At 71.5% G+C, this 25,142-nt stretch carries 22 protein-coding genes and 2 pseudogenes; 9 read left to right on the forward strand and 15 right to left on the reverse strand.

Annotated features, from left to right (window positions below):
- Nucleotides 1-36: 36 nt before the first annotated feature.
- The 6 genes from R0145_RS08990 (at nucleotide 37) to R0145_RS09015 (ending at nucleotide 6,217) form a co-directional block, all read left to right on the forward strand.
- The gene (locus R0145_RS08990; protein WP_317840060.1) at nucleotides 37-1,038 is read left to right on the forward strand and encodes a LacI family DNA-binding transcriptional regulator; all 1,002 of its coding nucleotides are present in this window, start codon (nucleotides 37-39) and stop codon (nucleotides 1,036-1,038) included.
- A 167-nt stretch (nucleotides 1,039-1,205) separates the two neighbouring features.
- Entirely contained in the window at nucleotides 1,206-2,351 is a 1,146-nt protein-coding gene (locus tag R0145_RS08995; protein ID WP_411742105.1) for a Gfo/Idh/MocA family protein, read from the forward strand.
- 25 nt (nucleotides 2,352-2,376) lie between these two features.
- Nucleotides 2,377-3,375: a sugar phosphate isomerase/epimerase gene (locus tag R0145_RS09000; protein ID WP_317840064.1), complete on the forward strand. Its 999-nt coding sequence runs from the start codon at nucleotides 2,377-2,379 to the stop codon at nucleotides 3,373-3,375.
- 12 nt (nucleotides 3,376-3,387) lie between these two features.
- Nucleotides 3,388-4,803, forward strand: a complete 1,416-nt coding sequence (locus R0145_RS09005; protein ID WP_317840065.1) for a sugar porter family MFS transporter — start codon at nucleotides 3,388-3,390, stop codon at nucleotides 4,801-4,803.
- Between the two features lie 21 nt (nucleotides 4,804-4,824).
- Entirely contained in the window at nucleotides 4,825-5,670 is an 846-nt protein-coding gene (locus tag R0145_RS09010; RefSeq protein WP_317840066.1) for a PAC2 family protein, read from the forward strand.
- Nucleotides 5,671-5,692: 22 nt separating this feature from the next.
- Nucleotides 5,693-6,217 carry an SMI1/KNR4 family protein gene (locus R0145_RS09015; protein WP_317840067.1) on the forward strand — a complete coding sequence of 175 codons (525 nt, stop codon included), beginning with the start codon at nucleotides 5,693-5,695 and terminating at the stop codon, nucleotides 6,215-6,217.
- Here the strand turns inward: R0145_RS09015 and thrC are convergent.
- Together thrC and rpe are read right to left on the reverse strand one after the other, a co-directional pair.
- Complete coding sequence (thrC, locus tag R0145_RS09020) at nucleotides 6,214-7,650, reverse strand: threonine synthase (RefSeq protein ID WP_317840069.1); 1,437 nt, start codon at nucleotides 7,648-7,650, stop codon at nucleotides 6,214-6,216. The two genes, R0145_RS09015 and thrC, sit on opposite strands and share 4 nt — an antisense overlap.
- Before the next feature lie 28 nt (nucleotides 7,651-7,678).
- Nucleotides 7,679-8,356, reverse strand: a complete 678-nt coding sequence (gene rpe, locus R0145_RS09025) for a ribulose-phosphate 3-epimerase (RefSeq protein ID WP_317840071.1) — start codon at nucleotides 8,354-8,356, stop codon at nucleotides 7,679-7,681.
- 43 nt (nucleotides 8,357-8,399) lie between these two features.
- Here rpe and R0145_RS09030 point away from each other — a divergent pair, with 43 nt between their 5' ends.
- The 3 genes from R0145_RS09030 to R0145_RS09040 are packed head-to-tail and all read left to right on the forward strand — an operon-like array spanning nucleotide 8,400 to nucleotide 12,703.
- The gene (locus R0145_RS09030; protein ID WP_317840072.1) at nucleotides 8,400-10,367 is read left to right on the forward strand and encodes a primosome assembly protein PriA; all 1,968 of its coding nucleotides are present in this window, start codon (nucleotides 8,400-8,402) and stop codon (nucleotides 10,365-10,367) included.
- Nucleotides 10,368-10,397: 30 nt separating this feature from the next.
- Entirely contained in the window at nucleotides 10,398-11,321 is a 924-nt protein-coding gene (fmt, locus tag R0145_RS09035; RefSeq protein WP_317840074.1) for a methionyl-tRNA formyltransferase, read from the forward strand.
- Nucleotides 11,318-12,703 (forward strand): RsmB/NOP family class I SAM-dependent RNA methyltransferase, encoded by a 1,386-nt coding sequence (locus tag R0145_RS09040; protein ID WP_317840075.1) that lies wholly within the window; start codon nucleotides 11,318-11,320, stop codon nucleotides 12,701-12,703. The genes fmt and R0145_RS09040 overlap by 4 nt, the downstream gene beginning before the upstream one ends.
- Here the strand turns inward: R0145_RS09040 and R0145_RS09045 are convergent.
- The 13 genes and pseudogenes from R0145_RS09045 to R0145_RS09105 all read right to left on the reverse strand — a co-directional run bounded on the left by R0145_RS09045 (nucleotide 12,689) and on the right by R0145_RS09105 (nucleotide 25,137).
- Entirely contained in the window at nucleotides 12,689-14,182 is a 1,494-nt protein-coding gene (locus R0145_RS09045; RefSeq protein ID WP_317840076.1) for a hypothetical protein, read from the reverse strand. The two genes, R0145_RS09040 and R0145_RS09045, sit on opposite strands and share 15 nt — an antisense overlap.
- Before the next feature lie 106 nt (nucleotides 14,183-14,288).
- Nucleotides 14,289-15,527 carry a bifunctional phosphopantothenoylcysteine decarboxylase/phosphopantothenate--cysteine ligase CoaBC gene (gene coaBC, locus R0145_RS09050; protein ID WP_317840077.1) on the reverse strand — a complete coding sequence of 413 codons (1,239 nt, stop codon included), beginning with the start codon at nucleotides 15,525-15,527 and terminating at the stop codon, nucleotides 14,289-14,291.
- 141 nt (nucleotides 15,528-15,668) lie between these two features.
- Nucleotides 15,669-15,968: pseudogene (gene rpoZ, locus R0145_RS09055) on the reverse strand (DNA-directed RNA polymerase subunit omega); the annotation flags it as partial.
- A 36-nt stretch (nucleotides 15,969-16,004) separates the two neighbouring features.
- Nucleotides 16,005-16,583, reverse strand: a pseudogene (gene gmk / locus R0145_RS09060) (guanylate kinase); the annotation flags it as partial.
- Complete coding sequence (gene mihF / locus R0145_RS09065; RefSeq protein ID WP_317840080.1) at nucleotides 16,562-16,873, reverse strand: integration host factor, actinobacterial type; 312 nt, start codon at nucleotides 16,871-16,873, stop codon at nucleotides 16,562-16,564. The gene mihF and the pseudogene gmk, both read right to left, overlap by 22 nt.
- Nucleotides 16,874-16,920: 47 nt before the next feature.
- On the reverse strand, nucleotides 16,921-17,748 hold the full coding sequence (gene pyrF, locus R0145_RS09070; protein WP_317840081.1) for an orotidine-5'-phosphate decarboxylase: 828 nt from the start codon (nucleotides 17,746-17,748) through the stop codon (nucleotides 16,921-16,923).
- Nucleotide 17,749: 1 nt separating this feature from the next.
- Nucleotides 17,750-18,865 (reverse strand): quinone-dependent dihydroorotate dehydrogenase, encoded by a 1,116-nt coding sequence (locus R0145_RS09075; RefSeq protein ID WP_317840083.1) that lies wholly within the window; start codon nucleotides 18,863-18,865, stop codon nucleotides 17,750-17,752.
- A gap of 1 nt (nucleotide 18,866) precedes the next feature.
- Nucleotides 18,867-22,223, reverse strand: coding sequence for a carbamoyl-phosphate synthase large subunit (carB, locus tag R0145_RS09080; RefSeq protein ID WP_317840085.1), 3,357 nt, complete (start codon nucleotides 22,221-22,223; stop codon nucleotides 18,867-18,869).
- A gap of 1 nt (nucleotide 22,224) precedes the next feature.
- The gene (gene carA, locus R0145_RS09085; protein ID WP_317840087.1) at nucleotides 22,225-23,364 is read right to left on the reverse strand and encodes a glutamine-hydrolyzing carbamoyl-phosphate synthase small subunit; all 1,140 of its coding nucleotides are present in this window, start codon (nucleotides 23,362-23,364) and stop codon (nucleotides 22,225-22,227) included.
- A gap of 41 nt (nucleotides 23,365-23,405) precedes the next feature.
- Nucleotides 23,406-23,825 carry a transcription antitermination factor NusB gene (gene nusB / locus R0145_RS09090; protein ID WP_317840089.1) on the reverse strand — a complete coding sequence of 140 codons (420 nt, stop codon included), beginning with the start codon at nucleotides 23,823-23,825 and terminating at the stop codon, nucleotides 23,406-23,408.
- Nucleotides 23,822-24,379, reverse strand: coding sequence for an elongation factor P (efp, locus tag R0145_RS09095; RefSeq protein ID WP_317840090.1), 558 nt, complete (start codon nucleotides 24,377-24,379; stop codon nucleotides 23,822-23,824). The genes nusB and efp overlap by 4 nt, the downstream gene beginning before the upstream one ends.
- Nucleotides 24,380-24,511: 132 nt before the next feature.
- Nucleotides 24,512-24,913 (reverse strand): type II toxin-antitoxin system VapC family toxin, encoded by a 402-nt coding sequence (locus R0145_RS09100; protein ID WP_317840091.1) that lies wholly within the window; start codon nucleotides 24,911-24,913, stop codon nucleotides 24,512-24,514.
- Nucleotides 24,910-25,137: a FitA-like ribbon-helix-helix domain-containing protein gene (locus R0145_RS09105; protein WP_317840092.1), complete on the reverse strand. Its 228-nt coding sequence runs from the start codon at nucleotides 25,135-25,137 to the stop codon at nucleotides 24,910-24,912. Before R0145_RS09105 ends, R0145_RS09100 begins: the two co-directional genes overlap by 4 nt.
- Between the last annotated feature and the right edge of the window lie 5 nt (nucleotides 25,138-25,142).

Below are 25,142 nucleotides of genomic sequence, written 5' to 3' on the forward strand. Positions count from 1 at the left end.
TCTCAAGCGGTGGCGCCGACAGGGGGTGGACAAGGCATGGGCTCCGAGCCGACCCAGAGCGACGTGGCGCAGCTGGCAGGCGTGTCGCGGGGACTGGTGTCGCTGGCCCTGTCCGGCTCGCCCGCGGTGGCCGAAGCGACCCGGGACCGGATCCTGGCGGCTGCCGAGCAGCTCGGCTACTCCCGGCACCTGGGCGCGGCTTCGCTGGCCGCCGGGCGATCCCCGGTGGTCGGTGTGGTGCTGCCGGATCTCCGCAACCCGTTCTTCGAGGGTCTGGTCGCCACCCTGCAGGCGGAGAGCGATCGCCACCGCCTGCTGCCGTTGGTGGCCACTGTCTCCAATGATCCGGCGCGGGAGGCCGTCGTCCTGGAGCGGTTCCGTCAGCTGCGCGTCGCCGGCGCCGTACTGGTGTCGCCGGTCCAGCCACTGGCGGACCTCTCCGCCGCCGGCCGGTCACTGCCGCTGGTGCTGGTGGGAGCGGACGCGCCGGGGACGACCATCGACTGCGTCCACATGGACGAGGATGCCGCCGCCCGCCTGGTGGTGGACCATCTCGCCGCCCGTGGCTGGCAGCGCATCGTCTATCTGTCGTCGGAGGCCGGGGCGGGCCAGGTGTGGGTCGACCGGCGTCGCTCCGCCATCGAACGGATCGCCGCGGAACGTTCGCTGCCGGTCACCGTGGTGGAGGTCGGGGCCGACGACGGTGTCGCCGCCGCACTGCTCCCGCAGCTGACCTCGGCCGCCGAGCGGGTGGCGGTCGTTGCCCACAACGACCTGGTGGCCGCCGACGCCGTGGTGGTGCTGCGGGGCCATGGCCTGGTGCCGGGCCGGGACATCGCCGTCGTGGGCTTCGACGACACCCATGTCGCCCGGCGTCCCGAGTACAACTTCACCTCCGTGTCACAGAACCTGTCGCAGTTGGTGCATCTGGCGCTCGCCGCGCTGGTGGAGCGGCGAGCCGCCGAGCCCGACGGAGCCCGCCCCACGGGGCGGGAATGGGTCGTCACCCCGTCGCTGTCGGTACGCGATTCGTCCTGACAAAAAGCTCGACCACGGACCTGATGACAGGACAAAACAAGCGTGCTACCGTTCTTTTAACGCGCGTTAAGTGATGAGGAAGACGCGCCCGCCGACCACATCCGCGTCAAAGGAGACCGCAGCACATGTCACCCAGAACTCTGTCCGTAGCCGTCATCGGGGCCGGGATGGCCGGACGCACCCACGCCAATGCCTGGCGTCAGGTGGGCACCGTCTACGGCACCGAGGGGATCCCACCGGTACGCCTCGCCGCCGTCTGCGACGCCTACCTGCCGTTCGCCGAAGCCGCCGCGGCCAGTTACGGCTATGACCGCGCCACCACCGACTGGCACGACATCGTCGCGGCCGACGACATCGACATCGTCTCGATCGTCGTCGCCAACCGGCTGCACCGGGAGATCGCCGAGGCCCTGATCGCCGCCGGAAAGCACGTCCTGTGCGAGAAGCCGCTCAGCGATACACTCGCCGACGCCGCGGCGATGGCCCGCGCGGCGGAGGCCGCCGACGTCATTACCGGTATCGGCTTCGGGTACCGCCGGCAACCCTCGATCGCCGAGGTGGCCCGGCTGGCCGAGGACGGCGCCCTGGGCCGGATCGTCCACTTCGAGGGCCGTTACTGGTGCGACTACGGCGCGGACCCGACGGTGCCGATCGCCTGGCGCTACCGGGGGCCGCAAGGTTCCGGGGCCCTCGGTGACCTCGGCTCACACATCACCGACCTGGCCGAGTTCATCTGCGGGCCGATCCGATCGGTCAACGGCGGCACCTTCGCCACGGTGATCACCCACCGCCCACCCGCCGTCGAGGGACTGTCCGGCGGTCGTGGTGCCACCACCACCGCGGCGGCCACCGAACCGGTGGAGAACGACGACATCGCAAAGTTCAACATCGTCTTCGAGTCCGGCGCCATCGGCTCGATCTCCGTGTCGCGGGTCGCCTTCGGGCTGCCCAACGGCTTGGCCTTCGACGTCTTCGGCACCGGTGGCCGGGCATCGTTCGACCTGCTGCGTTCCGGCGAGATCACCCTCGACGACACCCACTCCCCGGCCGGGATCCGCGGCCCCAAGCGGGTGCTCGCCGGTCCTGACTTCCCCTATTTCAAGGACGGCTCCTCGATGGCCTTCGCCGGCGTCGGCACCACCCAGATCGAGCAGTTCACCTACCAGGCACGCGCCTTCCTGGACCAGGTGATCGGCCTCGACGAGGGTCTGCCCCCCGTCCCCTCCTTCGCCCACGGCTACCGCGCGCTCCGGATCCAGGACGCGGTGGCCCGTTCCGCAGCCGCCGGCGGCGCCGCCGTCGACATCCACTGACCCGCACCTCTCGAAAGAACTCGCGATGACCATGAACCTGGGCGCCTACACCGCCTGCCTGCACAACTACGACCTCCCCGAGGCCCTCGACATCCTGGCGGCCGACGGCCTGACCGGCGCCGAGGTCAACGCCGGCGGCTTCATCCCGTCACCCCACTGTCCGGTCGACCTGCTGATCGGCTCGCCGACAGCGCGGGACGACTATCTCGGTGTCTTCACCGAGCACGGCATGCGGCTGGCCGGTCTCAACACCTCCGGCAACCCGCTCAGCCCGCTGCCCGACACCGGGCCACGCCATGCGTACGACCTGCGCCGGACGATCGAGCTGGCCGGCAAGCTAGGGATCACCGATGTCGTCTGCATGTCCGGCCTACCGGGCTCCGACCCGGCCGCCCGCTACCCGTCCTGGGTGGTCAACCCCTGGGACGGCACCTACTTGGAGGTTCTCGAGTACCAGCAGACCGTGGTCGACCCGTTCTGGCGCGAGATGGACCTGCTCGCCCAGGACAACGGCGTCAAGGTGGCCCTGGAGCTCCATCCCCACAACCACGTCTTCACCCCGGTCGGTTTCCTGGAGTTCGCCGACCGGATCGGCGCCACCAACGTCGGCGTCAACATGGATCCCTCGCACCTCTTCTGGCAGGGGATGGACATCCTCGCCTCGATCCGGCTGCTCGGATCACACATCTTCCACGTCCACGCCAAGGACACCCGGATCTTCCCCGGCGTCGCCACCCGCGGTGTCCTCGACCCGAGCTTCGGCCCGGTTCCCGAGGACCCGGCGGACCGTACGCCCACCGGCATGGCCCACTTCTGCTCCACCTGGCCGAGCGATCCCGCCTGGCGGTTCGTCGCGATCGGGCAGGGGCACGACGTCGCGTACTGGACCGAGTTCCTGCGGGCGATCCACGACATCGACCCCGAGATGAACGTGAACATCGAGCACGAGGACCAGAGCCTCGGCCAGCTCGAGGGCATCGAACTCGCCGCCCGCACCCTGATCGCGGCCGACGCCGCCCGCTGACCGGCCACTCCAATGACTGAGACAACGAAGTCTGTCGCGACCGACCTTCCGCCGCTCACCCCCGGGCGGCACCAGAGACGACTCGACCAGATCACCGTCATCGCCACTTTCGGCGGACTGCTGTTCGGGTACGACACCGGCGTCATCAACGGCGCCCTGAGCTCCATGAAAGTCGAACTGGGCATCGGCCCGGTGGGCGAGGGCCTGGTAACGGCCTCGCTGCTCCTCGGCGCCGCGATCGGAGCGGTGGTCGGCGGACGTGTCGCCGACCATGTCGGTCGCAAGCCCACCATCCACTGGCTGGCGGCGCTGTTCTTCCTCGCCACGCTGGGGACGGTGTTCGCTCCCGATCTGGCCGTGATGGTGCCGGCGCGGTTCGCGCTCGGCCTGGCCGTCGGGGCCGCATCCTCGCTGGTGCCGGTCTTCCTGGCCGAGCTCTCCCCCACCGAACGCCGAGGAATCATCTCCGGGCGCAACGAGGTCGCCATCGTCATCGGGCAATTGCTCGCTTTCACCATCAACGCCGTCATCGGCCTGACGCTGGATCATCCGAGTGTCTGGCGACTGATGCTCGCCGTCTGCGCGATCCCCGCCCTGGCACTGTTCTTCGGCATGATGCGAGTGCCCGAGTCGCCCCGCTGGCTGGTGTCGAGGGGACGCGACGAGGAGGCCTTGCAGGTGCTCCTGCAGGTGCGCCCGGAGGACCGCGCCCGGGCCGAACTCGACGCGATCCGCCGCGAGCACGAAGCCGTCGCCCACCTGGACCGAGCGGGGTGGAAGGACCTCGGCATCCCGTGGATCCGCCGCCTGGTCATCATCGGCGTCGGGGTCGGCATCGCCCAGCAACTGCCGGGTCACAACTCCATCATGTACTACGGCACCGAGGTGCTGACGATGGCGGGCTTCTCCGCCAACACCGCCCTGGTGGCCAATGTCGCCAACGGCATCCTGGCCGTCGTCGGCACCTCGGTGTGCTTCCTGCTGATCGACCGCTTCCCGCGCCGCCGACTGATCCTGATCGGATTCACCCTCACCACGATCCTGCACGGGCTGATCGCCACCACCGGATTCCTGCTGCCCGACGGCACCACGAAGGCCGTCGTCACGCTGGTGCTGATGGTGACGTTCATCGGCTGCATGCAGTGCTTCCTGAACATGCCGATGTGGGTGCTGATGTCCGAGCTGTTCCCGCAGCGGTTGCGCGGCTTCGGGATGGGCATCTCGGTGTTCGCGCTGTGGATCATGAACACGATCATCACGTTCCTCTTCCCGATCCTGGTGTCGCGGATCCACATCCAGGGCACGTTCCTGATGTTCTTCGTCGTCGGGGTGATCGCATGGTGCTGGATCAGGTTCATGGTGCCGGAGACCTCCGGCCGGTCCCTCGAGGATCTCGAGAAGGCCTTCTCCGAGGGCCGGTTCCACTAGCCAGAGGGTAGCCTCCCTCTCATGACGTCAGCCTCCGCCGATTCCCAGCGCCCCGCCCCCGTCGCCCTGGTGGCGTTCGGGGGCTGGGGAGACGCCGGCGACGCGGCCAGCGCGGTCGCCGATCACCTGCTGCAGACCTATCCGGGCGAGGACCTCGCCGACCTCGACGAGGAGGACTGGTTCGACTACCAGACCACCCGGCCGCTGACCGCGCTGGTCGACGACGAGGGCGCTCGTGAGGTGGCCTGGCCGGCGATCAGCATCGGGCTGGTCCATCTGCCGGGGGTCGACGTGGTCACGGTGACCGGTCCGGAGCCCAACCTGCGCTGGCGTACGTTGACCCGGACGATCCTGCAGATCCTGCAGGACGCCGGGGTGACCCGGGCGGTCGTCCTCGGCTCGATGCTGGCCAACACCCCGCACACCCGGCCGTTCCCGGTGTCCGGTTCACCGCTCAGCACCGAGCAGGCCCGCGAGCTCGGCATGGAGGTCTCCGAGTACGAGGGGCCGACGGGGATCACCGGCGTGGTGACGCAGGCGCTGACCGAGGCCGGCATCGACACCACCGCCCTGTGGGTCGCGGTGCCGCACTACGTCTCCGAGCCGCCGCAGCCGAAGGCCTCCCTCGCCCTCGCCCGCCGGGTGGAGGCGCTGCTCGATCTGCGGGCCGACTGGTCGTCCTTCGTCGCCGACACCGCCGCCTGGGAGAACGGTGTCGACGAGCTGGTCCGGGCCGACGAGGACATCGCCCAGTACGTCCAGATGCTCGAATCGGAGAAGGACGCCACCGAGGAGCCCGAGGCATCCGGGGAGGCCATCGCCGCCGAGTTCGAACGTTTCCTGCGTCGCCGCGACGACAAGAAGTGACGATGCCACCACAATGGGGCCCATGGAACTCGACGAACTGTGGACCCGCATCGAGGTGGCACATGCCGACGCGTCGGGACTGGGGCCGCTGCGCCCGGGGGCGGATGCCAGCGACATTCGCTGGGCCGAGCAGAGCATCGGCGTCACCTTCCCGGCGGCGCTGCGGGCCAGTCTGCTGCGGCATGACGGATCGGAGCCCGGCGGCTGGCCCGGCGGGCAACTGCTGCCGGTGGCCCGGATCGTCGAGGAGCACCGCAGCCTGCGCCGGTTCCGCGAGCTGCAGCGGGGTCACGGGCTGACCGTGCTGGCCCACCCGCGTGACCTGGTCGGCGCACGGCTGTGGCCCGGCGGCTGGATCCCGCTGGTCACCGACGGCGAGGGCCGCTACGAGGTGGTCGACACGGTGCCGGGGCCGTCCGGCCGGGTCGGGCAGGTGATCACCGTCAAGGGCACCGCGGTCGGTGACCGGGTGCTGCCCGACGCGCCGGCCTACCTGCAGCGGGTGCTGGACGACCTGCTGCGCTCGGCCGGGTTCGGCCGACTCTAGTCCGGGTCGCCGATGTTGCCGGCGATGTAGGCCTCGAGCTGGGCGACGTCGGCGGGCAGTTCCACCACATGCTGCTCGAGGGTGGCCAGCCGGGCGTACGCCGCCGGCACCTCGGGAGCCCGGCCCAGCGCCTCCCGGATGGTCTCGGCGAACTTCACCGGCTGGGCGGTCTCCAGCACCACGATCCGCTCCCCCGGCGCCTGCAACCGGCGGGCGACGGTCACCGCGTCGGCGGTGTGCGGGTCGACCAGGACGCCGCGGTCCTCCCACACCTCCCGGATCGTCCGCAGCCGATCGGCATGGCTGCTCGCCCCGGCCCGGAACCCGTACCAGTCGGTGCACTGCGCGAAGACCGGGTCGTCGCTGAGGTCGAACTGCCCCAGCCGGGTGAGCTTCGCGGTGAACAGGTCCAGCACCCGCGCCGGGTCACGGCCGACCAGGTCGAAGACGAACCGCTCGAAGTTGGACGCCTTGGAGATGTCCATCGAGGGGCTGGACGTCTTCACCGTCTCGTCGGCGCTGCGCGGCCGGTACACCCCGGTGCGGAAGAACTCCTCCAGCACGTTGTTCTCGTTGGTGGCCAGCAGCAGCCGGCGGATCGGCAGGCCCATCTGGCGGGCGATGTGACCGGCGCAGATGTTGCCGAAGTTGCCGGTCGGGACCGCGAAGGTCACCTCCTGGTCACCGGAAGTGGTGACCCGCAGGTAGCCGGCGACGTAGTAGACCACCTGCGCCACCAGCCGGGCCCAGTTGATCGAGTTCACTGAGCCGATGTGGGCCTCGCGCTTGAAGTCGGCGTCGGCGGAGACCGCCTTGACCAGGTCCTGGCAGTCGTCGAACACCCCCTCGACGACGATGTTGTGGATGTTGTCGTCGTCCAGGGTGTACATCTGGGCCCGCTGGAACGCGCTCATCCGGCCCTTCGGCGACAGCATGAACACCCGGATCCCGGCCCGGCCGCGCATCGCGTACTCCGCCGCGGAGCCGGTGTCGCCACTGGTGGCACCCAACACGTTCAGTTCCTGGTGGCGTCGCCCCAGCTCGTACTCGAACAGCGAGCCGAGCAGCTGCATCGCCATGTCCTTGAACGCCAGCGTCGGCCCGTGCGAGAGTCCCTCCAGCAGCAGGTCGTCGCCGAGGTCGTCGATCGAGATCACCGCCGGATCGCCGAACGCCTCGGCGGTGTAGGTCCGCTCGCAGACTGCCCGCAGGTCCTCGGCCGGGATGTCGTCGATGAAAAGGCGCAACACCTCGACGGCGAGCGCGGCGTAGCCCTGCTCGGCCAGCACCGTACGCCACTTCTCCAGCACCTCGGGGGTCAGGTGGGGGTACTCCTCCGGCAGGTAGAGGCCGCCGTCGGGTGCCAGGCCCTCCAGCAGGATGTCGGAGAACGTACGCGGCTCGGCGCCGCCGCGGGTGGAGATGTATCGCATGTCGTCCTGACTCGTCGTCGGTGTCGGTTCAGTGGGCGTGGTTGCGGTGGATCTCGGCGTCGCCGTGGTCACGCAGTGCTCGCACCATCGCGTCCGGGTCGTCTGCACCGTAGACGGCCGACCCGGCGACGAACACGTCGGCGCCGGCGGCGATCGCCTGGTCGATGGTCCGCTCGGAGATGCCGCCGTCGACCTGTAGGGCGATCTGGCGGCCGGTGCCGGCGATCAGTTCGCGGGTCCGGCGGACCTTCGGCATCACGATGTCCAGGAAGGCCTGGCCGCCGAAGCCGGGTTCGACGGTCATGATCAGGATCTTGTCGAACTCGCCGAGCAGGTCCTCGTACGGTTCGATCGGGGTGGCGGGCTTGACCGCGAGGGCAGCCTTCGCGTCGAGGGCGCGGAGCTCCCGGGCCAGCCGCACCGGCGCGGCGGCCGCCTCGACGTGGAAGCTCACCGACTCCGCACCCGCCTCGACGTACTCGGGCGCCCAGCGGTCGGGATCGGTGATCATCAGGTGGATGTCGAGCTCGTGGGTGGTCCGCCGGCGGATCGCCTCGACGACGGGCAGGCCGATGGTGAGGTTGGGCACGAAGTGGTTGTCCATCACGTCCACGTGGATCGCATCGGCGCTGGGCACTGCTGCAATGTCGCGGTCGAGATTGGCGAAGTCGGCGGCGAGGATGCTCGGCGTGATCTGGATTCCCACGCGGCAGAGTCTAGTGTCTGAGCCCACTCCTAGGATCGGGGGCATGGACGAGATGGTGCGGTTGCCGGTGGCCCGGGTGGCCGTCGACATGCCGTTGCTGCACCTCGACCGGTTGTTCGACTACCGGGTGACCGCGGCCCAGGCGCCGACCGCCCTGCCCGGCGTCCGGGTCCGGGTGCCGTTCGCCGGCCAGCAGCGGGATGGCTTCGTGGTGCAGCGGGTCGACGGGGATGACCTGGGCCCCGGCACCGCCCTGCAGCAACTCTCCGAGCTGGGGCGGGTGGTGTCGGGCGAGCAGGTGCTCACCGAGGAGATCGCCGGGCTGGTCCGCGCCGTGGCCGACCACTGGGGCGGCTCCTTCGCCGATGTCGTACGGCTGGCGGTGCCGCCCCGGCACGCCGCGGCGGAGTCCGCCGAGCCGACCCACCGCCCACCGCTGGACGCCCGCCGCGCCGTGGCCGCCGCCCATCCGCTCTGCCGCTACCCGGCCGGGGCGGCCTTCCTCGACGCGGTCGGCCGGGGCGGTGCGCCGCGGGCGTTCTGGCAGGTCGCCCCGACCCCGGATCCGGTCGGCGACTGGGCGGCCGGCCTGGTCGCCGGGGCCGCCGCTGCGGTCGCCGCCGGCCGCAGCGCCGTCCTCGTCGTCCCGGACACCCACGATGTCGCCCGGCTGGCGGAGGCCTGCCGGGTGGCGTTCTCCGACAGCGGTTTCGTCACGCTGACCGCCGAGTCCGGTCCGGCCGCGCGCTACCGCAGCTTCCTCGCCGCGCTGCGCGGCCAGGCCCGGGTGGTGATCGGCACCCGGGGCGCGGTCTGGGCGCCGGTCGAGGACCTCGGCTTCCTCGGGGTGTGGGATGAGGGTCACGACCTCCTCGCCGAGCCGCGCGCCCCCTACCCGCACATCCGGGAGGTCGCGGCGCTGCGGGCCCAGCGGGCCGGGGCGGCGCTGCTGCTCGCCGGCCACGGCCGCAGCACCGAGGCCCACGCGCTGCTGGAGCGGGGCTGGCTGCACCCGATCGCGCTGCCCGGCCATGACCAGCGTGAGGTGTCGGCCGTGGTGCGGACCCCCCGGGACCGGCCCGACCAGGCCGGTCGGCTGCCGCACGATGCGTTCGACCTGATCCGGGCCGGCCTTGCCGCCGGGCCGGTGTTGGTCCAGGTGCCGCGCAGCGGCTACCAGGTCGTGGTGGTCTGCGCGCAGTGTCGTACGCACCTGCGCTGCCCGCGGTGCGGAGGACCGCTGCACGGGCGCGAGGACGGTCTGATCTGCGGCCTGTGCGGCGCCCGGCCGGAGGACTGGAGCTGCCCGGAGTGCGGCTCGACCCGGTGGCGCGCCCCGGTGGTCGGCGCGGAGCGCACCGCCGAGGAGCTCGGCCGGGCGTTCCCACAGGTGCCGGTGCGCCAGTCCCACGCCGGGCACGTCCTGGACGGCATCGACGACCGCAGCGCCCTGGTGATCTGCACACCGGGGGCCGAGCCGCCGGCGGACGGTGGCTACAGCGCCGCCGTGCTGCTGGACGCCGACGCCCCGCTGCTCCGGGCAGATCTGCGGGCCGCCGAGGAGGCACTGCGCCGGTGGTTGCACGTCTGCGCCCTGGTCCGGCCGGGCGAGGACGGCGGCTCGGTGCTGGTGATCGGCGCCGCCGACCATCCGGCCGTGCAGGCCCTGATCCGGCTCGACCCGGCCGGCCTGGCGGCGCGGGAGCTCGACGATCGCCGGGAAGCGGGGTTTCCGCCGGCTGTCCGGCTGATCGTGGTGGAGGGCGACCGGGTCGGCGTGGAGGGGATCGCCGGCCGGCTGCTCCCGCCGGACGGCGCCGAGGTGTGGGGGCCGGCCCCGGTGCTGGAGACCGACGGCACGTTGGGCGACACCTGGCGGCTGACGGTGCGGGCGCCGCTGGCCGAGGGGGCGGCCGCGGTCCACGCCGTCCGTGACGTCCAGTCACTGCGGACCGCGCACAAGGACCCTGGGGCGGTCCGGATCGTCGTCGATCCGGTGCGGATCGGCTGAGCGCGGATCGGCCGAGGATAGACTCGGCAGGTGCGCCTCGTCTTCGCCGGTACCCCGGATGTCGCCCTGCCCAGTCTCGATGCCCTGGTCGCCTCGCACCACGAGGTCGTCGCGGTGGTGACCCGCCCCGACGCCCGCCGGGGCCGCGGCGGCGCGCTCAGCCCGAGCCCCGTGGCGGCGCGGGCCGCCGAGCTCGGCATCCCGGTGCTGAAGCCCGCCCGGCCGCGCGATCCGGAGTTCCACGACCGGCTGCGCGAGCTCGCCCCCGATTGCTGCCCCGTCGTCGCGTACGGGGCGCTGCTGCCGGCCGCACTGCTGGATATCCCGGCCCAGGGGTGGATCAACCTGCACTTCTCGCTGCTGCCCGCCTACCGCGGCGCGGCGCCGGTCCAGGCGGCGATCCTGCACGGCGAGACCGAGACGGGGGCGGTGACCTTCCGGATCGTCGAGGCGCTGGACGCCGGCCCGGTCTGTGGCACCCTGCGCACCCCGATCGGGCCACGGGAAACGGCGGGCGACCTGCTCGGCCGGCTGGCGGTGTCCGGGGCCGCGTTGCTGACCGAGACGATGGACCGGATCGAGGACGGCTCCGCCCGATTCGTCGAGCAGTCTGCCGAGGGCGGGACGTACGCCGCCAAGCTGGAGGCCGCGGACGCCCAACTCGACTGGACCGCCCCGGTCGAGCAGCTCGACCGCCGGATCCGGGCCTGCACCCCTGCGCCGGGGGCCTGGACGACCCTCGACGGGCAGAAGTTCCGGGTGCACGAGGCGGTCCCCACCGACCGGCCCTCCACCAGCCCGGGGACCGTCGAACGGGACCGGCACAGCGTGCACGTCCACACCGGCACCGGACAGCTCGAGCTGCTCCGCGTCCAGCCCGCCGGCAAACGGGCGATGGCGGCCACGGACTGGGCCCGCGGGCTGCACGCCGACGCCATCCGGTTCGACCGGTGAGCCGGCGTTCCCCCCGCTCGGGTCCGCGCCGGCCGGTCGATCAGGCCCGCCGGGCCGCTTTCGACGCGCTGCGGGCGGTGCATGCCGGTGGGGCGTACGCGAACCTGGCACTGACCGACATCCTCGACCGACGCCACCTCGACGAGCGGGACGCCGCCCTGGCCACCGAACTGGTCGCCGGCACCAGCCGACTCCAGGGCACGTACGACGCGATCCTCGAGGCCGCGGCCGGCCGGCCGCTGTCGTCCCTCCAGCCGGCGGTGGTCGACGTGCTGCGGCTCGGCACCCACCAAGTGCTGTCGATGCGCATTCCGACCCGGGCGGCGGTGGACAGCGCCGTGGACCTCGCCGGCACCGCGATCGGGGAGCGGGTGACCGGCCTGGTGAACGCCGTGCTGCGCAAGGTCGCCGCGGACAGCCTCGACGAGTGGGTCGACCGCCTGTCGGCCGGAACCACCGGGGTGGCCCACCTCGCGGTGCGGACCCATCATCCGCTGTGGATCGCGGAGACCTACGCCGATCTGCTCGGCGAGGAGGCCGCCGTCGCCCTCGAGGCCGACAATCTTGCCCCCCGTCCGACCCTGGTGGTCCGGCCCGGGCTGGCCGAGCGCGCCGAACTCGTCGCCGCCGGGGCGGTTGCCACCCGCTGGTCCCCGTACGGCGCCGTCGCGGACGGCAACCCGGCCGACTTCGCCGCGGTCCGGGAGGGCCGGGCGGGGGTGCAGGACGAGGGGTCCCAGCTGGTGGCGCTGGCACTGTCACGAGTGGAGGCCCCGGCCGGGCCGTGGCTGGACATGTGCGCCGGGCCGGGCGGGAAGGCCGCCCTGCTCACCGGGATCGCCCGGTCCCGGGGCGAGGACGTACTGGCGGCCGAGCTAGCCGAACACCGGGCTGGCCTGGTGGCGCAGGCACTGCGGGGCTACCGGCCGGCCGGCCGGGTGATCTGTGCCGACGGCACCCGGCCCGCCTGGCCGGCCCGCAGCTTCGCCCGGGTGATGCTCGACGCACCGTGCACCGGTCTGGGTGCGCTGCGTCGCCGGCCCGAATCCCGCTGGCGGCACCGCCCCGAGGACCTGGACGACCTGGTTCCGCTGCAGGCGCAGTTGCTCGTCAGCGCGATCCGGTCGACCCTGCCGGGTGGCGTGGTGGCGTACGTCACCTGCTCCCCGCACGCGTCGGAGACCGAGGACGTCGTGCAGACGGTCGTCGAGGAACTCGGCGATGACGGGATCGGCACCGAGGTGCTGGACGCACCATCATTCCTGCCAGAGGTGCCGGACTGCGCCCGCCCCGATCCGTGGGGAGGCGACCGGTTCGTCCAGTTGTGGCCGCACCGGCACGGGACCGATGCGATGTTTCTGGCGCTGCTACGGGTCGGGTGAGGGCCCGTCTGGTGAGGGCCGGGGCCGCTGGTGCAGCAGGATGATCTCCAGCGTGCTGTGCTGCCGGTTCCAGCTGCGGGCGCCGCGGTTCGACACCGAATGCACCCGGCCCAGGGGTGTCTGCCAGATCCACAGGCCGGGCACCGGCTGGGCCACGGAGAATCCACCGTGGGTGCGGGCCCGGTGGACCGTACGACTCAGTGGCCCCAGATTGTCGATCCGGGTCTGCCCCGGCGCGCCGGGGCGGAACGGCAAGGTGTGGTCCACGTCCAGTCGTCGCGACCGGCGGGTCGACCACGGGAAGACCTCGAAGGGCTGGGCGGTGCACAGCTTCTCCCGCATCGCCGCCGGCACCTCGTAGGCATCGGTCGCCACCGACTCGCGGTGGTCGATCACCTGGGTGAGACGCACCCGGCTGTCCGCCAACAGCTCACGCAGCTCGCCCACCAGGGTGGCGCGGCCGCCCTCCACCCGGGCCAGGTCGTCGGGGCCCAGGTGGTCGGCGTGGGTGTGCACGTAGAGCCGCACCGGTGGGGCGAGACGATCCGGATCGACACCGGTCAGTGCGTCGGCCACCGTGGCGAGCGCGCGCGGGTCATTCCACGCCGCACGCTGCCCCCGGTCCGGATCCTGCTCGCCCGGCAGCGCCGGCTGAGGGGTGTGGGCCCCGGCCAGGACGGTCACGGCGCGGGCCGGGGTCGCGAGCAGGCCGAGGGCTCGGGCCTCCCGTTCACCGCTCGGGCGCTGATCGCCGGCCTCGGCGAACACATCAGACAGCCGCCCGACCATCGCCTGCAGATGAATGGCATCGGCGGCGTTGACCCGGGCGAACACGGTCCGGGTGCCGGAGTCGTCCTGCCGTCCGAGCCGGAAGCAGCGCTCGGTGCGGGCCCGTTCCTCTTGGCGGCGGGCCTTCTCGGGGTCGACACGGATCGCCTCGGCCTCCGCCAGAGCGATCGCCCGGCCGAACCCCAGCCCGGCCAGTCGGCCGGCCAGGGCCTCGTCCACTGCTCGCGCCTGTTCCCGGGACAGGCCCCGGGTGGCGCACAGCGCCGCGACCCGACGGGCCAGGGCGACCGGGAGCTCCGCCGCCAGCACCGCCTCCCACAGCCGCGGCAGCCGGTGGCGCAGATCCAGCACGTCGGCGATCAACCGGCGGGCGGCATACGGTGTGGTGCCCAGCAGCGGGCCGAGCTCCAGATGCAGGAACTCCGGGATCCTCGGCGTGCCGTCAGCGCCTCCCGGGACCATCGCGGTGCGTCCGGGCAGCATCCCGTCCTGCGCGGGAGGGATCGGCGCCTGGTCGCACAGGTGCGCCACCAGCACGAGTTCACGCGCTTCCACCCCGGCACGCAAGGACCGCAACGCTCGGAGGTGGTCACCGGTCGCGACCGGATCGGCGGGCAGCGGCCCGCCCGGCGACACCCAACCCAGGGCATCTCCCCCGTCCCGCCAGGGACGATCCTCGCTCGCGATCATGACATCAGTCTACGGGAGACCTCAGACAATTCAAACAAGCGTACGTATAGAGCGGACGGTGATGACCGCCACAGAGAATTTTCGCCGACGCGTGGGCGGTACGCCTTCAGGGCGTGACGGGGTGCGCGGGATGCCCGCGGTGCGCCAGCACGGCGTCGACGATCGAGTGGGCGACCACGTCCTTGCTGCCGGCACACTCCGCGACGATCCCCGCACGGTCGATGATCACCGCCGCGGTGTCGGCGTCGCCGAAGACCCTGCCACCGCTGACGTCGTTGCAGACCAGCAGGTCGGCGCCCTTGCGGGCCAGCTTGGCGGTGCCGAGTCGCACCAGTTCGGCACGGTTGTCGGCGGTCTCCGCGGCGAAGCCGACGACCGTCTGGCCGGGCCGCCGACCGGCGGCCAGGGCCGCCAGCACATCGGTCGTCTGGACCAGGTCGAGGGTCAGTCCCTCCCGGCCTTCCTTCTTGATCTTGTGCTCGGCGGGCCGCGCGGCGGTGAAGTCGGCCGGCGCGGCCGCCATGATCACCACGTCGGCCGCCGGGGCGAGCTCCGTCATCACCTCGGCGAGGTCCCCGGTCGAGACGACCCGGCGGACCGCTACCCCGGCGGGCGGCTCGTGGTCCATCCGCGCCGCCACCAGGGTCACCTCGGCGCCGCGCAGCCGAGCGGCCCGGGCGATGCCGATGCCCATCAGCCCCGAGGAATGGTTGCCGAGGAATCGCACCGGGTCGAGGGCCTCCTGGGTGCCACCGGCGGAGACCACCACCCGCAGCCCGGCCAGGTCCCGCGCCGCAGCGGGGCCGGCCAGCGCCGGCAGCTCCAGCAGCGTCTCCGCCACCGCGCGGATCTCCACCGGATCGGGCAGCCGGCCGGGCCCGGAATCAGCCCCGGTGAGTCGCCCGGAGTCGGGATCGGCGACCACCGCTCCCCGCTCCCGCAGTGTCGCCACATTGGCCCGGGTGGCGGCGTGCAGCCACATCTCGGTGTGCATGGCGGGAAACACAACCACCGGACAGCGCGCGGTGAGCAGGATGTTGGTGAGCAGGTCATCGGCCCGTCCGGCGGCGGCGCGGGCGAGCAGATCCGCCGTCGCCGGAGCGACCAGGACCAGGTCGGCCTGTTGGCCGAGGCGGACGTGCGGGACCTCGGCGGCCCCGGGCCACACCTCGGTGGCCACCGGGTGCCCGGACAGCGCCTCCCAGGTGGTGGCGCCGACGAAGTTCAGCGCGTTCGCGGTCGGCACCACGCGGACGTCATGACCCGAGTCCCGGAGCCGTCGGATGACCTCGCAGGCCTTGTAGGCGGCGATGCCACCGGCGACACCGAGGATGACCCGAGCCATGGCCGCAGATCACTCCTGCGTGTCGGTCGCGGTGTCGGTCGGCTGCTCGGTCTCCGGCTCGGCGGTGGGCAGGTCGAACCCCTCGCCGGCGTCGAGGCCGTCCCCGAAGTCGTACGACCCGAAGTCGCCCTCCATGAAGTCCTCACCGAAGGCGGCCTGCTGGGCCGCGGCCTCGGCCTCGGGATCGATCTCGGTGAACTCCAGCAGCCCCTCGTTGATCTCGCGCAGCGCGATCGACAGCGGCTTCTCCTGGATCTCGGTCTCGACCAGCGGGCCGACGTTCTCCAGCAGCCCACCACCGAGTTGGGCGTAGTAGGCGTTGATCTGGCGAGCACGCTTCGCGGCGAACAGCACCAGGCGGTACTTCGAGTCGACCCGCGTCAGCAGGTCGTCGATCGGGGGGTTCGTGATTCCCGGGGGCGTGGATTCAGTAGTCAAGATCAGCCTCTGCAACCTAGGAGCGTGGCACCGACGGTGTCACAGACCACACAACTCTACCAGCTTGTCAACGGTTCGCCCGACATCGTCGTTGACGAGGACGGCGTCGAACTCGTCACGTGCCGCCATCTCGGTGGCGGCGGTCTCCAGCCGCCGCGCCTGCTGCTCGGGCGTCTCGGTCCCCCGGCCCTGCAGCCGGCGGACCAGTTCCTGCGGGCTCGGCGGTGCCAGGAAGACGAAGTACGCCTCCGGACAGTTCTCCTTGACCTGCCGGGCGCCCTGCAGGTCGATCTCCAGGATGACCGTACGCCCGGCGGCGACCGCCCGGTCGACCGGCTCGCGCGGCGTGCCGTAGCGCGCAGCCCCGTGCACCTCGGCCCATTCCAGCAGGCCGCCGGAGGCGATCAGCTCGTCGAACTCGGCGTCCGAGACGAACCAGTAGTGCACCCCGTCACGCTCTCCCGGCCGGGCCGGCCGGGTGGTGGCGGAGATCGACACGTACGCCTCCGGGTGCAACTCGCGCAGCCGGGCCATCACGGTGCCCTTGCCGACCGCGGTGGGACCCGACAGCACGACCACTCGACCGGGGCCAACCGTCACGAGAACTCCTTCTTCAGGGCGGCGATCTGATGACGCCCCAAGCCGCGCAGCCTCCTTCCGGAAGCGATGTCGAACCGGTCCATCAGTACCTCGGCGCGCTTGGGGCCGACCCGCGAGACGGACTTCAGCAGGTCGACCACGCGGATGTGGGCGATGATATCGTCCTCGGCGGCCAGATCCAGCACGTCCCCCACGGTAAGCTCACCGGCCCTGACCTTCGCCTTGATCGTGGCACGTTCCCGGCGGGCCCGCGCAGCCGCCGCGCGGGCGTCCTGCAGCTGTTCCTCGCTCAAGGGTGGGATCGGCACCGTGGCCCCTTTCGAATGACGTCTCCCCCGCTGGTACGGCTTGCAGGTTAGACCATGGAGTTGACCTGCTGACGAGCGGCCTGACGCAGTGCCTCCGCGTCGGGCCCCGCGCCCATCACACCACGACTCGTGGTCGGCAGCACATTCCCTAGTGAGGCGCCGAAAATGGCCGGCAGATCGGTCACCTTCCCGCCCTGGGCGCCGATCCCGGGGGCCAGGATCGACCCGTTGAAGGCGTCCAGGTCGATGCCGGTGTCGAGCCGGGTGGCGCCGACCACCAGGCCGACCGGGCCGAGCGGTCCGGGGAACTGACGATTCGTGTGGGCGGCGGCGTCGACGATCTGCTGGGCGACCGGGCGGCCGTCGATGCCCGTCGCGAGCTGGACGTGGTCCCCCTCGGGGTTGGAGGTGCGGGCCAGCACGTACACGCCCCGTCCGTGCTCGACCGCCAGGTCGACGGCCGGCTGCAGCGAGCCGTAGCCGAGATAGGGGCTCAGGGTGATCGCGTCGGCGGCCAGCGGTGCATCGTCGAGGAGGTACGCGCGGGCGTACCCGGCCATGGTGGAGCCGATGTCGCCGCGTTTGACGTCGAGGATCGACACCGCCCCGGCCGCCCGGATGTCGGCCAGCACCCGCTCCAGCACGGCGATCCCCGCGGCCCCGTACTCCTCGAACAGGGCCGACTGCGGCTTGAACACCGCCACCGTCCCGCCCAGCGCCTCGACCATCCCCCGGGCGCACGCCTCCAGGCCGGCCACTGTGTGCGGCAGGCCCCAGCTGTCGAGGATCGACGGGTGCGGGTCGATCCCCACGCAGAGTCGGCCGCGCGCGGCGGTGACGGCGGTGAGCAGGGCGGTGTAACTGGTGTCGGGCATGTCAGTCTCGCTCCGTGAGGCGGTCCAGTCGGTTGATGTCACGGACCAGTCCGGGCCCGCCGTAGATGAAGCCGGTGAAGACCTGCACCAGCGCCGCGCCGGCCTGCAGCATCGCCCGGGCATCGTCGGCGGTCATGATGCCGCCGACACCGATCACCGGCAACGTGGTGTGGCGGGTGACGTACGACACCACCGCCAGTGCCCGGGCGGTCAGCGGGGCGCCGGACAGGCCGCCCGGCTGAGCCCCGGTCGGCCTGTCCTCGGGCGCCAGGCCGTCCCGGGCCAGGGTGGTGTTGGTGGCGATCACCCCGGCGGCCCCGGCCGCCTCGCAGACCTCCAGCGCCTGGTCGATCGCGGGCCACTCCAGATCGGGGGCGATCTTGACGAAGACCGGCACCGGCCCGAGGGCCGACTGGGCCGATTCCTCCGCCTGGACGGCGGCCTCGGCGACCAGCGCCCGGACCAGCCCGGACAGCTCCTCGGCCCCCTGGAGGGACCGCAGACCCGGCGTGTTCGGGCTGGAGACGTTGATGGCCAGGTAGTCGACCAGGTGCACCAGCCGCCGCAGCGACGACAGGTAGTCCTCGACCGCATCCGCCAGCGCGACGGCCTTCGTCTTGCCGATCGACACCCCGACCGGCATCCCGGCGGCGAGATTGCCGCGCCGGACCCCGGCGAGCTCCAGCCGGGCCGCGATCGCCGCGGACCCGGCGTTGTTGAAGCCCATCCGGTTGATCACCCCGTGGCTGGCCCGCAGCCGGTACATCCGCGGCTTCGGGTTGCCGGGTTGGGGCCGGCCGGTGACGGTGCCGAACTCGACGTGGGAGAAGCCCAGCCGGGCCCACGCCTGCAGCGCCCGGGCGTCCTTGTCCATCCCGGCGGCCAGGCCGACCGGCCCGGCGAACCGGATCCCGGCCACCTCGACCGGACGGCCGCGGCTGCCGAACGCCAGTTCGAGGACGGCCCGGCGGGCCGGCGTACGCCCCCACCAGGCCAGCCAGTCGAGGGTGGTTTCGTGGGCGACCTCCGGGTCGCCGCCGCCGAGCCGGAACAGCAGCGGGCGGCCGACGGCACCGTACGCTGCGTCGACCAGCGCCCCGGGCAGGTGCGGCGCCATCTCAGGCCCCGACGCCCGCGGTGTGGGCGGCGACGATGTCGGCGGTGATCCGTTCCCACTCCTGCAGGGACCGGACGCCGATGCCGCCGGCGCGCAGCGCCTCGATGCCGAGCACCGCGGCCGACAGCCCCTGTGCGGTGGTCACCGAGGGGACGTTGTGCAGCACGGCCGCGGTGCGGATCTCCCAACCGTCCTTGCGGGGCTGCCCGCCGGCCTGGGTCGAGCCGTGCGGGGTGTTGAAGATCAGGTCCACCTCGCCGGCGTTGATCAGGTCGGTGACGGTCGGCTCGCCGTGCGGGCCGGTGCCCTCACTGGCCTTGCGCACCTCGACCACGTCGACGCCGTGGCGGCGCAGCACCGAGGCGGTGCCGCCGGTCGCCATGATCCGGAAGCCCATATCGGCCAGGTGCTTGATCGGGAAGACCATGTTGCGCTTGTCCCGGTTCGCGGCCGACACGAAGATCGTGCCGCCGGTCGGCAGCGAGCCGTACGTCGCGATCTGGCCCTTGGCGAAGGAGGTGCCGAAGTCGTCGTCGAGACCCATCACCTCGCCGGTGGACTTCATCTCCGGGCCGAGCACGGTGTCGACGAACTGGCCCTCGGTGGTGCGGAACCGGTTGAACGGCAGCACCGCCTCCTTGAGCGCGATCGGCAGGCCCGGCCAGATCGCCGCACCGTCGGTGTCGGCACGCAGCATCCCGGCGGCCCGCAGCTCGGCGATCGAGGTGCCGAGCATGATCCGGGCGGCAGCCTTGGCCAGCTGGGTGCCGGTCGCCTTGGAGACGAACGGGACGGTCCGAGAGGCCCGCGGGTTGGCCTCCAGCACGTACAGGGTGGTGCCCTGCAGGGCGTACTGGATGTTGATCAGACCGCGGACGCCCACCCCCTCGGCGATCGCCGCGGTGGAGCTGCGGATCTCGTCGATCACCTCCTGGCCGAGGGTGGCCGGCGGCAGTGAGCAGGCAGAGTCGCCGGAGTGTACCCCGGCCGCCTCGATGTGCTCCATCACGCCGCCGAGGTAGAGCTCGGTGCCGTCGTAGAGCGCGTCCACGTCGATCTCGGTGGCGTCGTCGAGGAACCGATCGATCAGCACCGGGTGCTTCGGCGAGATCGCCGCGGCGCGGCCGATGTACTCGCGCAGGCCGTCCTCGCTGTCGACGATCTCCATCCCGCGCCCGCCGAGCACGTAGGAGGGGCGCACCATCACCGGGTAGCCGATCTCGGCGGCCACCTTGGACGCCTCCTCGAACGAGTAGGCGGTGCCGTACTTCGGGGCCAGCTGACCGGCATCCTCCAGCACCGCCCCGAACGCGCCGCGTTCCTCGGCCAGGTCGATCGACTCGGGGCTGGTGCCGACGATCGGCACCCCGGCGTCCTTGAGCGCCTGGGCCATCTTCAGCGGGGTCTGCCCGCCGAGCTGGACGATCATTCCGGCGACCGGGCCGGCGGCGGCCTCGGCATGGTAGATCTCCAGCACGTCCTCCAGGGTCAGCGGCTCGAAGTAGAGCCGGTCGGAGGTGTCGTAGTCGGTGGAGACGGTCTCCGGGTTGCAGTTGACCATGATCGTCTCGTAGCCGGCCTCGTGCAGGGTCATCGAGGCGTGCACGCACGAGTAGTCGAACTCGATGCCCTGGCCGATCCGGTTCGGCCCGGAGCCGAGGATGATCACCGCCGGCTTCTCCCGTGGGGCGACCTCGCTGGCGGCGCCGGTGAGCTCGTAGCAGGAGTAGAGGTACGGCGTCCGGGCGGCGAACTCCGCCGCACAGGTGTCGACCGTCTTGTACGCCGGCCGCAGGCCCAGCGCCCAGCGGACCCCGGCGACGACGTCGGTGCGCAGGCCCCGGACGGCGCCGATCTGGGCGTCGGACAGCCCGTGGTGCTTGGCGAGGAGCAGCACCTCGGGGGTGAGCTCGGGCGCCCGGCGGACCTCCTCGACGACCTCGGTGACCAGCACCAGCTGATCGATGAACCACGGGTCGATCTTCGTCGCCTCGAACACCTGCTCCGGCGTGGCGCCGGCGCGCAGGGCGCGGTAGACGTCGTTGATCCGGCCGTCGTGCGGGCGGGCCGCGCTGGCCAGGTACTCCTCCTTGCCCGCGGTGAGGGCACCGGCGACGTCCAGCGGCGCCTTCTCGTCCTCCATCGACCGCAGCGCCTTGCCGAGGGCCTCGGTGAAGTTGCGGCCGATCGCCATCACCTCACCGACCGCCTTCATGTGGGTGGTGAGGGTGTCGTCGGCGGACGGGAACTTCTCGAAGGCGAACCGCGGCACCTTGACCACCACGTAGTCGAGGGTCGGCTCGAAGGAGGCCGGGGTCTCGGCGGTGATGTCGTTGGGGATCTCGTCGAGGGTGTAGCCGACGGCCACCTTGGCGGCGATCTTGGCGATCGGGAAACCGGTGGCCTTGGAGGCCAGCGCGGAGGACCGGGAGACCCGGGGATTCATCTCGATCACGACCATCCGGCCGTCATCGGGGTTGATCGCGAACTGGATGTTGCAGCCGCCGGTGTCGACGCCGACCGCGCGGATGATGGCGATGCCGACGTCACGCATGTGCTGGTACTCGCGGTCGGTCAGCGTCATCGCCGGGGCGACGGTGATGGAATCGCCGGTGTGCACGCCGACCGGGTCGAAGTTCTCGATCGAGCAGACCACCACCACGTTGTCGGCGTGGTCGCGCATCACCTCGAGCTCGTACTCCTTCCAGCCCATGATCGACTCCTCGATCAGCACCTCGGTGGTCGGGCTGGCGTCCAGCCCGGCGCCGGCAATCCGGTGCAGGTCCGCCTCGTCGTACGCGAAGCCGGAGCCCAGCCCGCCCATCGTGAACGACGGCCGGACGACGACCGGGTAGCGGAGCTCCTCGGCGGCGGCCAGGCACTCGGCCATGGTGTGGCAGATCCGGGAGCGGGCGACCTCGGCCGTCCGGCCGGGCACGTCGAGCGCCTCGACGATCTTCTTGAACTGCTCCCGGTCCTCACCACGCTGGATCGCCTCGATCGAGGCACCGATCAACTCCACCCCGTACTTCTCCAGCACACCGTTCGCGTGCAGCGCGACGGCGGTGTTGAGGGCCGTCTGGCCGCCCAGGGTCGGCAGCAGTGCGTCCGGGCGCTCCCGGGCGATCACCTTCTCGACGAACTCGGGGGTGATCGGCTCCAGGTAGGTGGCGTCGGCGAACTCCGGGTCGGTCATGATCGTGGCCGGGTTGGAGTTCACCAGGATGATCCGGTAGCCCTCCTCACGGAGCACCCGGCACGCCTGGGTGCCGGAGTAGTCGAACTCACAGGCCTGGCCGATGACGATCGGGCCGGAGCCGATGACGAGGATCGATTCGATGTCGGTGCGGCGTCCCATCTCAGGCCTCCATCAGGGCGACGAAGCGGTCGAACAGGTAGCTGGCGTCGTGCGGTCCGGCGGCGGCCTCCGGGTGGTACTGCACCGAGAAGGCGGTCAGCCGGCCCGCGGCGTCGTGCAGCGAGAGCCCCTCGACGACATCGTCGTTCAGATTGACGTGGCTCACCCGGGCCTCACCGTACGGGGTGGCGGTGCCGCCCTGCCGGGGGGCGTCGACGGCGAACCCATGGTTGTGCGCGGTGATCTCGACCTTGCCGGTGGACAGGTCCTGCACCGGCTGGTTGATCCCGCGATGGCCGTACTTCAGCTTGTAGGTGCCGAAGCCGAGGGCCCGGCCGAAGAGCTGGTTGCCGAAGCAGATCCCGAAGAACGGCGTCCCAGCAGCGAGCACCTGCCGCAGCAGCGCCACCTGGGCGTCCGCGGTGGCCGGGTCGCCGGGGCCGTTGGAGAAGAACACCCCGTCCGGCCGGATCGCCATCAGCTGCTCGTACGTCACGTCGGCGGGGAAGACGGTGGTCTGCACGCCCCGCTCGGCGAGCCGGTGCGGGGTCATCGACTTGATCCCGAGGTCGACCGCGGCGAGGGTGAGCGTCCTGCCTGCCGTCCGGCTGGTCCCGATCGCGGGGACGACGTACGGCTTGCCGGTGGTGACGTCGCCGACGAGGTTCTGCCCGGCCATCGACGGCTGGGCCAGCACCCGGGCCAGCAGGGCCTGCGGGTCGGTCTCGGTGGTGGAGATCGCCATCCGCATCGCGCCGCGTTCGCGCAGGTGGCGGGTCAGTTCCCGGGTGTCCACGCCGGCGATGCCGACGGTCCCCTGGGCGCGCATCGCCTCCTCCAGGCTGCGCCGGGACCGCCAGTTGGACGGCACCCGGGCGAGGTCGCGGACGACGTAGCCGGCGACCCAGATCCGGGCGGACTCGTCGTCCTCGTCGTTCCAGCCGGTGTTGCCGATGTGCGGGGCGGTCGCGACGACGATCTGGTTGCGGTACGACGGGTCGGTGAGGGTCTCCTGGTAGCCGGTCATGCCGGTGGAGAAGACCGCCTCGCCGAAGGTCTCCCCTTCGGCCCCGAAGGAGGTGCCGACGAGGTGTCGACCATCCTCCAGGACAAGCAATGCGCGGTGACGGGCGGCAGGCATAGGAGGACGGGTCCTTTCGGGTCGGTCAACGATCAGACGATTTAGTCGAGGACGACGTTGTTCAGGACGCCACTGACGAAGGTCGGCGATTCATCGGTCGAGAGCTCCTCGACCAGAGCGATCGCCTCGGACACCGCGACCCCGACCGGCAGGTCGAGGTAACGCATCTCGGTCACCGCGATCCGGCAGGCGGTCCGGTCGACCAGCGGCATCCGGTCCAGCGACCAGTCCTTGTCGAGCGCCGCGCTGATCCGGGCGTCGATGTCGGCGGCGTGCGCGTCGAAGGCGCGGACGATCTCCGCGGTGTACTCACGGACCGGCGGTTCCGCGGCGTCCGTACGCTCGACAAGCGTCGCCAGTACGGACCGGCCGCGCAACTCCGCCTCGAACATGATGTCGAGGGCGCGCTTGCGGGCCTTGTGCCGGGTGGACGAAGGGTGCCGGGGAATACTCCCGGTCACAGCCGGCCGAGGTAGTCGCCGGTGCGGGTGTCGACCTTGACCCGGTCGCCGACGTTGAGGAACAGCGGCACCTGGATCTGCCGGCCGGTCTGGATCGTGGCCGGCTTGGTGCCGCCGGTGGAACGGTCACCCTGCAGGCCGGGCTCGGTGTAGGTGATCTCCATCTCGACCGAGGCCGGCAGCTCGATGTAGAGCGGGGTGCCCTCGTGGATCGCGACGGTGGCGGTGTTCTCCTCCAGCAGGAAGTCCTTGGCGTCGCCGACCACCTCGGGGCGCAACTCCAGCTGCTCGAAGGAGGTGACGTCCATGAAGACGTAGTTCTCGCCGTCGTTGTAGAGGTACTGCATGTCCCGCCGGTCGACGGTGGCGGTGTCGACCTTGGTGTCGGAGTTGAAGGTCTTGTCGACGATCTTGCCGGTCAGTATGTTCTTGAGCTTGGTGCGGACCACGGTGTTGCCCTTGCCCGGCTTGTGGTGCTGGAACCACAGGACCTGCCACAGCTGGCCGTCCAGATCGAGGATCATCCCGTTCTTGATGTCATTCGTGGAAGCCACGCTTCTCCGCCTTTCGCCACCGTACGCTTCGGCCTGGTCGGCCGACCGTCGCGACAGTCTACTCTGAGGGTCCCCCCGGTGCGGAAATCAGCTGGGATCTGGGCGGCACCCCAGCGCCCGTGGCCATGGGAGTCAGCGGACAGCGACCACGTCCACCGCGGCGGTGATCCCCGGTGCCCGGCCGATACGGGCGTCACCGGTCACCAGCGTGGCGTCCAGCACTTCAGCGAGCGCCACGTACACCCCGTCATAGATCGAGAGGTTGTCGCGTAACTGCCACGCCCGCTGCAGCAGTGGGCTCGGGTCGTGCAGCACAATGTCGGCGGCCGACAGGTCCGAGATCGCCTGACGGCCACGTTCGGGGCCCGCGTACCCACCCCTGACCAGGCCCCGCATCGCGGACGCCACCTCGACGCCGAGGGTCGACGGCGCGTTGACGATCGTGTCGGGGTCGGCGAGGTGGGCGGCCACCTCCGGCGCCGCCGGCCGACCGAGCAGCCACTCGACGGCAGCCGACGCATCCAGGACGATCATCGATCCCGCCGGGCCTGGTCGACCAGCGCCACCGAAGAAGGGCCTGCAGTCACCGGCTCACGAGAAGCCACCAGTGCGAGCAGCTCCCGGCGGGTGGGCCGATCGAGTGAGCGGCGCAGCTCCGCGAGCGCGAGATCGGACAGCGAGAGGCCCTCCAACGCCGCCCGCGCCTTGAGGCGCCGATGCAGGTCCTCAGGGACGTTGCGGATCTGGATCATGGACATGCGTC

Source organism: Raineyella sp. W15-4 (assembly GCF_033170155.1).
Classification (GTDB): Bacteria; Actinomycetota; Actinomycetes; order Propionibacteriales; family Propionibacteriaceae; genus Raineyella.